The sequence below is a fragment of the Nocardiopsis sp. NPDC006139 genome (genome assembly GCF_040614155.1).
GTDB lineage: Bacteria > Actinomycetota > Actinomycetes > Streptosporangiales > Streptosporangiaceae > Nocardiopsis > Nocardiopsis changdeensis.
Genome location: NZ_JBEXTT010000028.1, coordinates 1 through 13,942, shown reverse-complemented (window position 1 = coordinate 13,942; position 13,942 = coordinate 1). Strand labels below are relative to the sequence as shown.

The 13,942-nt window shown below is 74.3% G+C and carries 15 protein-coding genes; 5 read left to right on the top strand and 10 right to left on the bottom strand.

Features of this window, described 5'->3' with window-relative positions; all coding sequences use genetic code 11:
- The first annotated feature begins 65 nt into the window (after window positions 1–65).
- Window positions 66–680, top strand: a complete 615-nt coding sequence (locus ABZ249_RS28080) for a TetR/AcrR family transcriptional regulator (RefSeq protein ID WP_220561131.1) — start codon at window positions 66–68, stop codon at window positions 678–680.
- 8 nt (window positions 681–688) lie between these two features.
- On the opposite strand, the gene ABZ249_RS28075 is transcribed toward ABZ249_RS28080, so the two are convergent.
- Both ABZ249_RS28075 and ABZ249_RS28070 read right to left on the bottom strand, forming a co-directional pair.
- Entirely contained in the window at window positions 689–1,036 is a 348-nt protein-coding gene (locus ABZ249_RS28075) for a hypothetical protein (protein ID WP_355268835.1), read from the bottom strand.
- A gap of 127 nt (window positions 1,037–1,163) precedes the next feature.
- A complete protein-coding gene (locus ABZ249_RS28070) occupies window positions 1,164–1,922 on the bottom strand; it encodes an NAD(P)H-binding protein (RefSeq protein ID WP_355268833.1) in 759 nt (252 codons plus the stop codon).
- 89 nt (window positions 1,923–2,011) lie between these two features.
- On the opposite strand from ABZ249_RS28070, the gene ABZ249_RS28065 reads away from it, so the two are divergent.
- Window positions 2,012–2,485, top strand: coding sequence for an Rrf2 family transcriptional regulator (locus ABZ249_RS28065; protein ID WP_355268831.1), 474 nt, complete (start codon window positions 2,012–2,014; stop codon window positions 2,483–2,485).
- A gap of 3 nt (window positions 2,486–2,488) precedes the next feature.
- On the opposite strand, the gene ABZ249_RS28060 is transcribed toward ABZ249_RS28065, so the two are convergent.
- The 3 genes from ABZ249_RS28060 to ABZ249_RS28050 form a co-directional block, all read right to left on the bottom strand.
- Window positions 2,489–3,235, bottom strand: a complete 747-nt coding sequence (locus tag ABZ249_RS28060) for an alpha/beta hydrolase (RefSeq protein WP_355268829.1) — start codon at window positions 3,233–3,235, stop codon at window positions 2,489–2,491.
- Window positions 3,236–3,775: 540 nt separating this feature from the next.
- Entirely contained in the window at window positions 3,776–4,534 is a 759-nt protein-coding gene (locus ABZ249_RS28055; RefSeq protein ID WP_355268827.1) for an NAD(P)H-binding protein, read from the bottom strand.
- Between the two features lie 4 nt (window positions 4,535–4,538).
- The gene (locus ABZ249_RS28050) at window positions 4,539–5,045 is read right to left on the bottom strand and encodes a carboxymuconolactone decarboxylase family protein (RefSeq protein ID WP_355268825.1); all 507 of its coding nucleotides are present in this window, start codon (window positions 5,043–5,045) and stop codon (window positions 4,539–4,541) included.
- Window positions 5,046–5,326: 281 nt separating this feature from the next.
- Between ABZ249_RS28050 and ABZ249_RS28045 the strand changes: the two genes are divergently transcribed.
- The gene (locus ABZ249_RS28045; RefSeq protein WP_355268823.1) at window positions 5,327–6,205 is read left to right on the top strand and encodes an RNA polymerase sigma-70 factor; all 879 of its coding nucleotides are present in this window, start codon (window positions 5,327–5,329) and stop codon (window positions 6,203–6,205) included.
- 32 nt (window positions 6,206–6,237) lie between these two features.
- On the opposite strand, the gene ABZ249_RS28040 is transcribed toward ABZ249_RS28045, so the two are convergent.
- Both ABZ249_RS28040 and ABZ249_RS28035 read right to left on the bottom strand, forming a co-directional pair.
- Complete coding sequence (locus ABZ249_RS28040; protein WP_355268821.1) at window positions 6,238–6,528, bottom strand: hypothetical protein; 291 nt, start codon at window positions 6,526–6,528, stop codon at window positions 6,238–6,240.
- Window positions 6,529–6,633: 105 nt separating this feature from the next.
- Entirely contained in the window at window positions 6,634–7,839 is a 1,206-nt protein-coding gene (locus tag ABZ249_RS28035; protein ID WP_355268819.1) for a hypothetical protein, read from the bottom strand.
- A 497-nt stretch (window positions 7,840–8,336) separates the two neighbouring features.
- Between ABZ249_RS28035 and chrA the strand changes: the two genes are divergently transcribed.
- Complete coding sequence (gene chrA / locus ABZ249_RS28030; RefSeq protein ID WP_355268817.1) at window positions 8,337–9,566, top strand: chromate efflux transporter; 1,230 nt, start codon at window positions 8,337–8,339, stop codon at window positions 9,564–9,566.
- Between the two features lie 218 nt (window positions 9,567–9,784).
- Here chrA and ABZ249_RS28025 read toward each other — a convergent pair whose 3' ends face one another.
- Together ABZ249_RS28025 and ABZ249_RS28020 are read right to left on the bottom strand one after the other, a co-directional pair.
- Complete coding sequence (locus tag ABZ249_RS28025) at window positions 9,785–11,302, bottom strand: DUF6882 domain-containing protein (protein ID WP_355268815.1); 1,518 nt, start codon at window positions 11,300–11,302, stop codon at window positions 9,785–9,787.
- Between the two features lie 105 nt (window positions 11,303–11,407).
- Entirely contained in the window at window positions 11,408–12,358 is a 951-nt protein-coding gene (locus ABZ249_RS28020; RefSeq protein ID WP_355268813.1) for an AraC family transcriptional regulator, read from the bottom strand.
- Between the two features lie 132 nt (window positions 12,359–12,490).
- Between ABZ249_RS28020 and ABZ249_RS28015 the strand changes: the two genes are divergently transcribed.
- On the top strand, window positions 12,491–13,240 hold the full coding sequence (locus ABZ249_RS28015) for an SDR family oxidoreductase (protein ID WP_355268811.1): 750 nt from the start codon (window positions 12,491–12,493) through the stop codon (window positions 13,238–13,240).
- A gap of 104 nt (window positions 13,241–13,344) precedes the next feature.
- Here ABZ249_RS28015 and ABZ249_RS28010 read toward each other — a convergent pair whose 3' ends face one another.
- Entirely contained in the window at window positions 13,345–13,788 is a 444-nt protein-coding gene (locus ABZ249_RS28010; protein WP_355268963.1) for a nitroreductase family deazaflavin-dependent oxidoreductase, read from the bottom strand.
- Window positions 13,789–13,942 lie beyond the last annotated feature (154 nt).

The following is a 13,942-nucleotide window of genomic DNA, read 5'->3' as shown; positions in this document are numbered from 1 at the left end:
CCTTTTTTTCAATACGACTGCAATGTACATGCGTGGCAATACAGTCGCAATGTAAGGTGGGCCGCATGCCCCGAAAGATCGACGACCGCGAGCGCCGGGAGCGCCGCGAGCTGCTCGCCGACGCGCTGATGCGCCTGGCCGCCGCGCAGGGCCTGGAGAAGGTGAGCCTGCGGCACGTGGCGGCCGAGGCGGGCGTCTCGACCGGGATGGTGCAGCACTACTTCCGCACCAAGGACGAGATGATGGCGTTCGCCGTCACGATGGTCATGGACCGGATCCGCGAGCGGTCATCGGCGCGGGAGGCGCCCCAGGAGCCGCGCGCGCTCGTCCGCGCCCTGCTGCTGGAGATCCTGCCGCTGGACGAGACGCGCCGCCTGGAGGGCCACGTCTCCCTCGCCTTCCTCGCCTACGCCGCGACGAAGCCGTCGATGGTCTCGGGGCTGGGGGAGGAGGCCGCGCAGATGCGCGCCTTCCTGGCCGGGCAGCTGCGGGCGGGCGGGGCGCGGGGGGTGGACCCCGAACGCGCGGCGGCCGGCCTGCTGGCGCTCGTCGACGGCCTGGGGCTGCAGGTGCTGGCCCGCCAGTGCGGGGCGCGGGAGGCGGTCGCCGCGCTGGACGCCCACCTGGACCTGGTCTTCGCCCCGGCGCCCGCGCCGGCGGGCGGCGCCCCGCCGGGGTGAGGCCGGGCCTACCCGTCCTGCGGGGGGTTGCCGCGGGCCCGCATCTGCCGCAGGGCCTCGTTGGCGGCGTTGACCTCCGGGTAGAACTGCCGGTGCACCTTGTAGGCGCCGCCGTACTCGATCCGGTGGTAGAAGCCGGTCGGGTCGCCGAAGTGGAAGTCGCGGGGCAGGCGCTGCGCGCCGTCGCGGCCCACCACCAGGATCGCGCGGTCGGTGACCACGAACGTCGCCGCCGGGACGGTGAAGATGCCCGAGCCGGTCAGCGCGATGAACCCCGTCTGGACCCGCTCGCCGGGCTCCAGGTGCGGTGCGGCCCGCTCCGCGACCATGGCGGCCCGCCGTTCCCTGTACCCCATGCGCTTTCCCCTCCCGGGCGAGATGTCCCCGTAGTTTAGGGCGGCCCCGCCCCGGGGCCCACCCCCCTGGGGCGGACGCGGGGCCGGGTGCGGCGCCGGCCCCCGCGCCCGTTCGCGGCGGGCCCGGTCAGGGCGCCGAGGGGGCCGTCTGGGAGTCCAGCCACTCCTCGAAGGTCGTCGGCGCGATGCGCGCCCCCTCGCCGGGCAGCAGCACCTCGCCCGCCATGGACGTCCCGAAGACCCCCGACCAGGTCGGCACCAGGCGCACCCGCCGCCCTTGGGCGTGCAGGGTGCGCCGGGCCATGTCCACCAGGTCCTGCGTCTGGGGCCCGGCGATGTCGGGGTGGCGGCCGGCCGGAGCGCCCACCGCGACCTCGGCGAGGATCTCGGCGACGTCGGCGGGGGCGATCGGCTGCACCAGCAGCGGGGCGATGGCGGCCGCGCCGTCCTGCTCGGTCCACCCGGCCACCATGGCGGCGAAGTCGTGGAACTGGGTGGCGGGCACGATGGTCCAGGGCACGGGCCCGTTCTCCACCAGGCGCTCCTGCTCGCGCTTGCCCGCGTAGTGGGGGTTTCCCTCCACCCGGTGGATGCCCACGATCGAGAGCAGGACGTGGTGGCCCACCCCGGCGCGCTCCTCGGCGGCGAGCAGGGTGCGGGTCAGGTGCGCGAAGCGCTCCACCGAGCCCTCGCGGTCGGCGGCCGCGATGTTGGTGGCGTCGACGACGGCCTCCACCCCGCGCAGGGCCGCGTCGAGCCCCTCCCCGGTGGCCAGGTCCACGCCGAGGGAGCGGCTGATCCCGACGACCTCGTGGCCCTGCCGGCGCAGCACGGCGCAGGTGAGGGAGCCGATGTTGCCGGTGGCCCCGGCGACGGCGACACGCATGGCGGTTCCTTCTTTCGCTCGGTGGTGGTCCCGGAGCCGAACATATCGTGGACCAAACAGATCCACAATGTCTTCGATAGGCTGGCGGTATGAAGCTTCCCGCGAGCACCGAATGGGTCCTGCACTGCGCCACCACCCTGGCCCAGCTCGAACCGGGGGACACCGCCTCCACGGCCCAGCTGTCCCTGTACTTCGACCTGCCCGCGCCCTACCTGGCCAAGCAGCTCAAGGCCCTGGTCAGGTCCGGTGTGCTGAGCGCGACGCCGGGCCCCCGGGGCGGGTTCCGGCTGGCCCGGCCCGCCCGGGAGATCGACCTGCTCCAGATCGTGGAGGCGGTCGACGGCGCCTCCTCGCCCTACCTGTGCGCGGAGATCCGGCAGCGGGGGGCGGGCGCGCTGCCGCCCGAGGAGTGCCGGGACACCTGCGTGCTGGCGCGCAAGATGGCCGAGGCGCACCAGGCGTGGCGCCGGAGCCTGGCCGGGAGCAGCCTGGCCGACATCCTCGCCACGCTGCCCCCGGGGGCCCCGGCCCGCACCCGCGCCCGCCTGGCCGCGGTGCGCTGACCCCTACCGCTCGCCGCCCAGGTGCCGGGCGAGGAAGCGGGCCGCGTCCTCCCCGGCCCAGGCCGGAACGCCGGTGTGCCCGCCCATGTTGGCGTTGAGCGCCTTCTCCGGGGAGCCGAAGGCGTCGAACAGGTCCAGGGCCGACTGGCGGTCGTTGCCCTCGTCGTCCCACTGCAGCAGCAGGTGCAGCGGAATGGTGACCCGGCGGGCCTCGTCGAACACCGAGCGGGGCACGAAGCTGCCGGCGAACAGGACGGCGGCGGCGATGCGCGGCTCGACCGCCGCGAGCCGGACGCCGAGGGAGACGATCCCGCCCGAGTAGCCGACGGGGCCGCCGACCCCGGGCAGGGCCAGGAGGGCGTCCAGGGCGGCCCGCCATTCCGGGGCCGCCGCCTCCACCACCGGCAGGACCAGCCGGTCGACGAGGTCCTCGCCGGGCCGCTCGCCGGCCGCCAATACGCGGCGCAGGTCGGCGCGGGCCTGCTCGGCCGTGTCCGACCGGGGCCGGTCGCCGCTCCAGGGGAGTTCGACGGCGGCCGCGGCGAAGCCGTCCGCGGCGCACCGCCGGGCCCGGGCCGCCAGGCGGGGGTACATCCCGCGCAGGCCGCCGGGGTGGCCGAGCAGGACCAGCGGGGCCGGTGAGGAGGCGGTCGCGGACTCGGGCGTCCACAGGATGCCGGGGACGTCGCCGAGGGTGAAGGCGCGCTCGAGGAGACCGCCGTCGAGGCGCTGTTCGGAGGTGAAGTGCATGGTCGTGTTCCTTCGGGAGTGCTCGTGGACGGCGCTCCCGGACGACCTATCGCCCGACCGTGACCCCGCAGGGGAGCACCCGTGTCGATACAGCGTTCACGGGTACCACCTCCTCGGTCTCTCGCACGGCCACGGGAAGGCTAACAACGGCCGCCTCCGCCCGCCACCGGTTTTTCCGCCCGCCGGGTCCCGGGGGCGGCCCTCACGGCCGCCCGCGCGGCCGGCGAACGCCCCGGACGCCGTCCGGTGGTGTACCCGGAGCAGGCCCTGCCGCGCCTGTGACCTGCTGGATCGCCCCGACGGCTCGGTGGCCTCCATCGCCCGTCCCCTCGGCGTCAGCAGGCCGATGAGGACGGGCGCGGTCGTTGTGCCGGTAGGGGTGGCGGGCATGGGCGGGCCCTTCGGGATGCGGTGATGCGTCCGGGAGTCGAGCCGAGCCCCCGAACGCCGTCGGTGGGCGGGGTTCGGAGGAAGCCCCGTTCTCGGAGCCCCGAGGTCCGGAGCTCCGAGAACGGGTTCAGGCCGTGCCGTGTGCCCGGCTCAGGGGCGGGTGTCGAGCCAGTCCTGGAAGGTCGGGCCGGCGAGCTTGGCGTGCGGGCCGGGCAGGAACCCGCCCTCGGCGGCGATCTCGGCATCGGGCATGCCCGAGCCGTCGACGCCGACGACCTCGATGCCTCGGCGAGTGCCCAGAAGGGCGGCCGCCTCCGCCAGGATTTCCTTTCGAGGTCCGGCGATCTCGGGGATCGGCGCTCCCGGAGCCGGTTCGCCGGGTCCCAGGGCCAGGTCGACCAGTTCCTCGGCCACGGTGCGGCAGGCTACGAGCTGGGTGGGCAGGGCCGGGATGTGGGCGACGCCGCCCTGCTGCCAGTCCAGGAGCTGACCGACGAACTCGTGGAACTGCGCGGCCCGCAGAATGCGGACGGGCAGCGGGCCGGACAGGAGGAGTTCCTCGTGCACCTTCTTGGCGGCGAGGAAGCCGGCGGTGGCCCTGTCGACACCGATGATGGACGCCGCGGTGATCCGGGCGACCCCCGCCTTCCGCCCGTACTCGTGCAGCCTGCGGGCCGACGTGCGGAAGAACTCCGTCGCGGCCTCCTGGTCGGAGGCGTGCCACGAGGCGACGTCGATGACGGCATCCACCCCGGCGAGCGCCTCGGCCAGGCCCTCACCGGTGATGATGTCCACGCCGGTGGCCCGTGACATCGGCACGACCCGGTGCCCTCGTTCGGTGAGGACGTCCACGACGTGGCGGCCCAGCCGCCCGGTCGCTCCCGCCACCGCGAACACGGTGATGCCCATGCTCTCAGCCCTTCTGTTCGCTGTAGTTCCGGCCGGGGGGCATGCCGGGGATCGGCTTGGCGATGAGAGCGGCGGGGGTGAAGAAGCCGATGTGGGCGATCGCCAGGATGAGCGTCCAGAGCGCCTTGTCGCCGTAGTGCGCTGACGCCTTGGCGTACAACTCGTCGGGGACGCGCTCCCCGTACGGGTTCGGGGTGAGGACGGCCTCCACGAGCTCCAGCGCGACCCGCTCGGCGTCGGTGAAGCAGGTGGCGTCCCGCCAGGTCGCCACGGCGGTGATGCGCTCCTCCGGTTCCCCTGCCCGGCGGAGGTCGCCGGTCTCCCTGATGGTGAAGTACGTGCTGCCGAGCAGCTGCCCGGCGCGCAGCTGCAGCAGGTGGACGGTGGTCTGCGGAATCGTGCCGTTCCTGATGGCCTTGTGCAGACCTTCGGCGACTTCCGCCATCTCGGGGATGAACAAGAGGGGGTCGGGCATGCGCGACCGGAGGCCGGTCTCTGGGGGTGCGGACATGGCGAGGGCTTCCCTTCTCGAATCTCGAACTCGGGTTTGTGGTGTCGCGTGCCGTACGGATCGTTCGCACGGCATCCGGACGGACACGAGACGCCGGCCGCCCGCCCCCCGTAACGGCGCCCTCATGTGACGTGGATCATCGATCGCGCGTGTTACGCAGCGGTCGAAAGCGGCGTCTCGTGCGTGTGGTGGAGCTGAACACGGACAGGCGGGGGCCGGGTATGAGCGGACGCAGCGAGCGAGCGACGGACACACCGGGACCGCTCGGTCGTGCCGAACGCGTGGACCCCGCCACGGAGGCGTTCGTCGCCCACCGCAACCTGCTGTTCACCGTCGCCTACGAGATGCTCGGTACGGCCGCCGACGCCGAGGACGTCCTGCAGGAGACCTGGTTGCGCTGGGTGGGCGTCGATCTCGACATCGTGCGGGAGAAGCGTGCCTACCTGGTGCGGATCGTCACCCGGCAGGCGCTGGACCGGCTGCGCGTGCTAGGCCGGCGCAAGGAGTCCTACGTCGGGCCGTGGCTGCCCGAGCCCTTGCTGACCGCGCCTGATGTGGCCGAGGACGTGGAGTTGGCCGACAGCGTCTCCATGGCGATGCTGCTGGTGCTGGAAACGCTCCAGCCGGTCGAGCGGGCGGTGTTCGTGCTCCGCGAGGTGTTCGATCTGGGATACGACGAGATCGCCGAGGCCGTCGGCAAGAGCCCGTCCGCGGTCCGCCAGCTCGCCTACCGGGCACGGGCGCACGTCGCTGCGCGGCGGCCGCGCGGCACCGGCTCCCCGGCCGAGCACCGAGCCGCTCTCCACGCCTTCCAGCGGGCGGTCGAAACCGGCGAGCTGCAGAGCCTGCTCGACATCCTCGCGCCGGACGTCGTCGCCTTGAGCGACGGCGGCGGTGTCAAGCATGCCCTGCTGCGGCCCGTCGTGGGGGCCGACAACGTCGCTCGCCTGCTGGCCGTCGGCTGGTGGAAGCGCGACGCGGAGAGGTCGGTCGAGTTGGTGCAGATCAACGGCGGCCCAGGGCTGCTCGTCCGAGCCGACGGAGAGATCGACGGCGTGCTGGTGGTGCGAGTGGAGAACGGCCACGTCACCGGCGCCTACCACGTGCGCAACCCCGAGAAGCTGTCGCGTATCGGCCGGCAGACCACCGTGACCCGCTGAGAGCGCGTCGACTCCGCAGGGGACCCGTGTGCTCAGGGGGCGCGGTCCGGGGGGCCGTGGTCCGTGCCGAAGGGGCCGGGGTCGATGGCGGCGAAGGCGCGGTCCAGCGCGGCCCCGTAGCCCTCGGTACCCAGGCCGCGGATGAGCGGCGCGAGCGCCTGCTGGACGTCGGACAGCACCTTCTGCTCCACCGGGCGCTCCGGCTCGATCGAGGTCAGGTCGTTCGCGAACTCCGCGAAGGCGATCAGCTCGTGGAGGACCGTCGCCTCGGCCTGCGACATGCTCAGGGTCACCGAACCGTCGGGGGCATCGGCCGCACGCATCGCATCGCTCCCCTTCCGCACCTGTGATCGTGTCGGGACCCTACAGCGTCGCCGTGGGCCGCCGCGCACCCGGGCCGGAGCCGGGACCGGGCGCGTGCGGCGGCCTCAGGCCGCGAGGGCGGGGGCGTCGGCTCTGCGGCCGCAGACGGGGCAGGGGACGGCGACGGCGTCGCGCCCGTCGGGGGTCAGGCGGACGACGGTGCGGTAGCGGGGCGAGGCCCTGTCGGGGTTGCAGTGCTCGTTGGCGCATTTGGGTGCGGTGAACCCCTCGTCGACGTCGGGCGGGCCGAACAGCCGTTCCAGGACGCCGTCGCGCCGGGCGGCGGCGAACGGGTGGACGGCCTCGTCGGGCCGGGTGCGGCAGGGGGCGCCGCACACGGAGCAGGCCCCGCCGGGGATGTTGCGGATGGACGGGTGGTCCGGGCAGGTGTGGGCGGCCCTGCCCCGGGAGTCCAGGGCGAACTCCGGGAGCCGTGGGAACGCCTCCCCGGGCTCCTCCGGCCGGGCCAGGGGCCTCAGCAGGGCTCTGGCGTTCCAGTCCCGGACGGTGGCGGGTGAGGCCAGGCGGGTGTGCAGGGCGGCGAAGGGCCGGTCGGTGTGCTCCCAGCCGGCCAGTGCGCGGGCCAGCTCCCCGACGGACACGCCCTGGGCGCGCAGCTCGACCAGCCGGGTGGCCAGCAGGTTGCGATCCACGTGGGGGCGGTAGAGGGCTCCGTCCGGGATGCGGGCCAGCAGCTCCAGCGCCCACGGGGCCGGGCCCGGCGAGGTCCGCGGCCGCGGGAGGGGCGCCGGCCCTGTGGTGGACCGCTCACGGATCGGATCCGGAGAGGGGTCGCCAGGGGAGGGGTCATCAGGGAAAGGGTCTGTGGGTCGCTGTGACCCGTCGCGACGGTTCACCGTGGACCGTCGCGGGGGTTCGTCCCGGTCCGCCGCCGCGAAGTCGGGCCGGCCGGCGGGGGTCAGGGGCTCCTCGCCCAGGCGCGCGCGGACCTCGTTGATCTCCTCCAGGACCTCCGGGCCGTGGCGGGTGTAGGCGCTGGCCGGGATGAGCAGCTCCAGGACGTCGGGGAGGTTGTCGGCGCGGCGCCGCCCGGCGGCCAGGTCCTTGAGCGCGCGCTTGGCGGTGGAGCGGCTGAGCCTGCCGCAGGAGCGGGCGACCAGGGTGTCCAGGTACAGGAAGCACCAGCGGCCGTCGCGGTCGGCGGCGTCGGCGATGATCGAGGCGACGGCGAAGGCCGGCAGGCTGGGGAACACATTGCCGCGGAAGGCCTCGCACACCCAGATGGCCGGGATGAACCCGATGCCGTCCATCGCCCCCTGGGGGCGTTTGCGGGGGATGGGGGCCGAGATGCGACCCCGGTTTTGGACATGCGTAATCGAGGGACTAGAATTCACGCCTAGCCACCTTCCTGCTCTTATCAGGACGGTCGGTCAGGAGCCGTCATGGTGTTGGCGCACCAGGCGGCTCCGAACTTTTTCCGCGGCCTTCACGCCGCGGATCGTGTTCTCGTGTGCAGTCTAGGGCCGGTCGAACGGCCGCGAAGCCCGAATTCGCTTCTTTATCGTTCGCCTTTTCGATTCACCGTGCATTTCGACGGCTTATGTCCTGATATGAAATGCCCCGCGGGCGAACCGCCCGCAGGCCGGCCCCCGGGGGGCCGGCCCGGCCGGACACCCCGCACGGGGGCACGCCGGCGCCCTCCGATAGCGTTCGGCCGTATCGGAGCACGCCGGGACGGCGTGCGACCTCCCGGGAGGAACAGCGCCGTGCGCCCATCCCCGCCCCCGCCCGCCCGGGCGGTGCCCGCGTGAGCGAGACGGACCCGACCACACCCGCCCCCGCCGACCGCGCCGCCCGCGGGACGGCCGGTGAGGTCTTCGGCGCGTTCCTGCTGCTGGGCCTGACCTCCTTCGGCGGACCGGTGGCGCACCTGGGCTACTTCCGCGAGGCGTTCGTCGTGCGCCGCCGGTGGCTCTCCGAGGCCGCCTACGCCGACCTGGTGGCCCTGTGCCAGTTCCTGCCCGGCCCCGCCTCCAGCCAGGTCGGCATGGCCCTGGGGCTGCGCCGCGCCGGATACGCCGGGATGGCCGCCGCCTGGGCGGCCTTCACCCTGCCCTCGGCCGTGCTCATGGCGGGCTTCGCCCTGGGGGTGCAGGCCATCGGCGCCGAACCCGGGGCCGGGTGGCTGCTGGGCCTGAAGGCGGCGGCGGTGGCCGTGGTCGCCCACGCCGTCCTGGGCATGGCCACGACCCTGGCCGCGGGGCGCCGCCCGGCCACGATCGCGGTCGCCGCACTGGTCCTGGCCCTGCTGGTGCCCTCGGCCCTCGGCCAGGTGGCGGCCATCGCCCTGGGCGCCCTGGCCGGCCTGCTCTGGCTCTCCTCCGGGGCGTCGGCCGACCGCGACGCGACCGGAGCCGGCGTGCCGGTGCGGCGCCGCACGGCCCTGGCCTGCCTGGCGGTGTTCGCCGTCCTGCTCGCGGGCCTGCCCGCGGCGGCCGCGCTGACCGGCAACGCGGCGCTGGACACGGCCGACGGCTTCTACCGCGCCGGGTCGCTGGTCTTCGGCGGCGGCCACGTGGTCCTGCCGCTGCTGGAGGCCGAGACGGTGGGCTCCGGAGCGGTGGACCACACCTCGTTCCTGGCCGGCTACGGGGCGGCCCAGGCCGTACCGGGACCGCTGTTCACCTTCTCCGCCTACCTGGGGGCGCTCATGCCCGTGGCGGGCAGCCCGCTGCTGGGCGCCGCGCTGGCCCTGGTGGCGGTCTTCCTGCCCTCGGCGCTGCTGGTGGTGGGCGCTCTGCCGTTCTGGGAGCGGCTGCGCGGCGACGCCCGCGCCCGGCGGGCCCTGGCGGGCGCGGGCGCGGCGGTGGTGGGGATCCTGGCCGCGGCGCTGTACGACCCGGTCTTCCTCCAGGGCGTGGTCTCGCCCGCGACGATGGCGCTGGCCGCGGCCGCGTTCGTTGCGCTGGCGGTGTGGCGGGCCCCGGCCTGGGCGGTCGTCGCGGCGTCCGGCGCGATCGGCCTCCTGCTCCTGTGACCCGGCCGGCCGTCCGGTCCCCGACCGTCCGCGCCGCCCACGCGCACCCGGCCGCCGACGCCACCGCCCACCTCACGGCGCTCACGCAGCGGCACGCGCGCCGTGCCCCGGAGACCGCCCCGACGCACTGAGGGGCGTCCCGGGGCCACGGGCCGACCGCGCACGGCGGCCGGCCCGCGCCCTGGGGCCCGGGGGAGCCGCCCCGGAGCCGACACGGGTCAGCGGGGCGCGCCCATGAGGCCGACCTCGACGGACTGAACGGTCCCGTCAACGCTGAACAGGACGCGGGCCTCGTAGAGGCCGAACAGGCCGCCGAGCGCCTCGGGCCCGTACATGTTCAGGGTGGGCAGGCCGAACGCCTCGAAGTAGCCGCGGGCCAGGGCGCGCATGTCGCGGCGCAGACTCTCGCGGGAAGCGACCGGGTGCACCAGGTTCGCCGCACCCAGGATCACCTCGGCGACACGCTCGAGGTCGGCGCGGGCGGCAGGGACGGCCGGATCGGTCACCACCACGTAGCGGGTGCGCCCCCCGTCCGCCGGCACGGTCGCGACGCCGCGCCCCGAACCCAGGCCGGCGGCGGTGCGGGTCAGGATGTCGACGATGTGGGCGGGGCGCCGGTACCCCGACAGGTCCACCCCGTCGGCCGCGAGCTCCGGGTGTCCGCTGTCGCCGGCCGCCGCCCGCAGCGGTTCGGCGCCCTCCCACCCCGCCCACTCCCAGGTGGCGGTCGCGGGGTCGAACACGCCGATCTCACGCCCCGCGACCACGACCGCGCCGGGCCCCTCGGCCGCCGTCGGGTAGCGCAGGGTGGCGGTGTCGGCGTCCCATTCGACACCAGCCCCGGCACTCCACCCCGCCTCGCGCAGGTGATCCTCCAAAGCCAGGTCCTGGGCGAGGGCGCGGGCCAGCCGCGGCAGCACCGTCGGCAGCAGCCCCGAGGGGAACGGTTCCGGCTGCGGTCCGGCGTCGGTCCGCCGCAGACCGGTGGCCGCGACGGTCGGCCCCGGCAGCGGTTCGCCCCCGTCAGGTCCGGTGATCTCGACCCCGTCGAGGGTGTCGTCCGCACCGATCCGCACCGTGAGCACGTTGCCGTTGTCGAACACGCCGCCGATCCCGCCCTCACCGACCCTCTCGGTGAGCCCGTGGTGGGCGAGGTATCCCCGGACGACCGCGGTGGCGTACCCGCGCTCCCCGTCCCAGGCGGAGTCCCCGAAGAGCAGGGAACCGTTGCGCAGGCACGCCTCCACCCTGTCCGCCGCCCCCGGCCGGGCGAAGGGGATCCCGGGGTCCGTCACCACGAGGAAGGTGCGGGCGCGACCGCCGTGGTTGAAGATGACCAGCCCTCGCGCCCCGAGCAGCCCCATGGCGGCCAGCGCCAGGTGGTCCGAGCCCAACCGCGGGTCGGGCAGGTGATTGAGGTCCACCAGGCCCTCCGCGAGTTCGGGCACGCCCGGTCCGGCGGCGCCCAGGGTGCGCAGACGCTCCGTCTCCGCTATGACCGGCGCCCCCTCGAAGTGCGGGTTGGCCCAACCCCACAGCCACGTGCCGTCCTCGGCGTAGCTGCCCAGCAGCCCCACCCGCAGCTCGTACCCGCCCCGCCGCACCGTGCACGCCGCGAAGTCGACGTTGACGTCACCGTTGGGGACGAGCTCGTCGAACAGGTTGTACTGCTCCAGCACCCACCCCAGGTGCGGTCGGGCGAGGTCGTGGAATTCCCGGCTGTAGAACGGGCTCATGGGCGTGGTGTCTCCGGATCTCGTGTCACGGTCGTCGGCGGGGGGTACGACGCCGCGGGCACCGACCCGGTTCTCCGACCGGGCCCGGGCCGGCTGCGTGCGGGCTCAGGCCGGCCGCGCCTCCGCGTCGGCGGCCGAGCGCGCCCGGGACCGGAACCGGGCCGGTGACACGCCCACCACCCGGCGGAACGCGGTGCTGAACGCGCTCTCGGACCGGTAACCGGTCGCCGAGGCCAGCTCGGGGATCGACAGTGTCCCGTGCCGCAGCGCGTCGCGCGCCAGGCTCATCCGCCACTGGATCAGGTACTCCAGCGGCGGCACCCCCACCCGCTCCTTGAAGGTCCGGGCGAAGGCCGAACGCGACATGTGCCCGGCCTCGGCGAGCTCTCTCAGAGTCCAGGAGCGCGCCATGTCCGCGTGCATGGCGCGCAGCGCCGCACCGATCCCGTCGTCGTTGAGCGCGCAGAGCCAGCCGACGGGGCGGCCGGTGCGGCTCGCGTGGGCGCGGAGCATGTGCACGAGCATGATCTGCCCCAGGTGGTTGAGGACCAGGGAGCCGCCCGCCGCGTCGGCCTCCAACTCGATGACCAGCAGCTCGCAGACGAGCGCCAGGTGCCGGGCGCGCGGGTCGGTGGAGGGCACGACCACCAGCCGCGGCAGGATGTCGGTCAGCACCGACGCGTTCGCGTCCTCGAACGTGAACCGCCCGTCGCACACGTAGGTGTCGTCCTCGGCCTCCGGGCCGATGCGGACCACCCCGCCCGCGGCGTTCCCTCCCACCCGGACCGCCGAGCGCGGGTCCGCGGTGGGCGTGCCGGAGAGCACGTACGGGTCGGGGTTGCCCAGCAGGTAGTAGTCGCCCCGCTCCAGCCGCACGGGTTCGTGCCCCTGGAGGAGCAGCCAGCACCCGCCGCGCGCGACGAAGCCGGTCCTCATGTGCGCGGACCCGTCGAAGCGCGCCGCCCACTCCCCGGTGGCCTGCACGCTGGGCCCGATCGACGTGCTGGGCCGGAGCAGGCCGATCGCGTCGGCGACGGGGTCTCTGAAACCGAGCAACACACGGCCCTCCTGGACGATCTGTAAAGAATCAGGGATCTTACATTATGGATCTTGCCTGTCGGGCGCAGCATGATCGTTGGCGGAGCGGATCGGCCGAGATCCGCGCGGACAGGGGGCAGGGGAGTTCTCATGGGACAGCTCGACGGCAGGACATCGCTGGTCACCGGCGGCAACGGCGGCATCGGCCTGGCCACCGCCCAACGGTTGGCGGACGAGGGTTCACACGTTTTCATCACCGGTCGGCGCAAAGTGGAGCTGGACGCCGCGGTCGAGGCGGTCGGCGCGGACCGGGCCACGGGCATCGTCGGCGACGTCTCGGATCCGGAGGACCTGGACCGGCTCTACGCGGCGGTCCGGGCCCGGGGCAGGGGGCTGGACGTGCTCGTCGCCAACGCGGCGATCGGTGAGTTCGCGACGCTGGAGCAGACCACCGAGGAGCACTTCGACACGACCTTCGCGGTCAACGCCCGGGGCGTGGTGTTCACCGTGCAGAAGGCGCTCCCGCTGCTCAACGACGGGGCCTCGGTCGTCCTCATCGGCTCCACGGCCGCCGACCGCGGCATGGAGGCGTTCGGCGCCTACGCCGCGTCCAAGGCCGCCGTCCGGTCGTTCGCGCGGACCTGGTCCGTCGAGCTCAAGGGGCGCGGCATCCGGGTGAACGTGGTCTCGCCGGGCATGATCGAGACCCCCGGGGCCACCGCCCTCCTCGGCGAGGAGGGCGCGCGGGCCGTCCGGACCGGTGCCGCCGAGACCGTGGTCAAGGGCCGTACGGGCGAGCCCGAGGAGGTCGCCGCGGCCGTCGCCTTCCTGGCCTCGGAGCAGAGCGGCTATGTCGTGGGGGCGAACATCTACGTCGACGGCGGCGTGAACCAGGTCTGAGGACCGGGTCCGGGAAGCCTCCGCGCGTCACGGGGGTTCCGGGGCGGGCGCCGGTCGCGGGGACCGGCGCCCGCGGGGGCCGCGCGGTGCGCGGCCCCCCGGTGTCAGTCGTGCTGAGCGGGGTCCAGCACGAAGACCGGGATGCGCCGGTCGGTCTTGGTCTGGTAGTCCGCGTACGGGGGGAACGCCTCCACCGCGCGCTCCCACCACAGCTCCCGTTCGGCGCCGGTGAGCTCGCGCGCCACCATGTCGTTGCGCTCGGGCCCGTCCTGGAGCTCCACCCGGGGGTCGGCCTTGAGGTTGAAGTACCAGACGGGGTGCTCGGGCGCGCCGCCGAGCGAGGCGACGACGGCGTAGCGGCCCTCGTGCTCGACCCTCATCAGCGGCGTCTTGCGCAGCTTCCCGGTCTTGGCGCCGATGGAGGTCAGCAGCACGACGGGCAGGCCGTTCATCGTGGTCCCCTCGGTGCCGCCGGAGGACTCGTAGAGTTCCGCCTGCTCGCGGGCGCGGGCGGAGGTACTGGGTTCGTATTCACCGTGCAAAGGCATGCGCCCAGTCAAACAGCAACGGCGGCCCCGGGGGACCACCGGCTCGCGGGAGGGGCCGGCCCGCACCCTGCTGGGGAAGGCTTGGGCGTCGGTGTCGGACCAGTCGCCGAGGGCCGAGTTGGTCAGTCGGACGACGATCGGCTCGAGCCAGTCC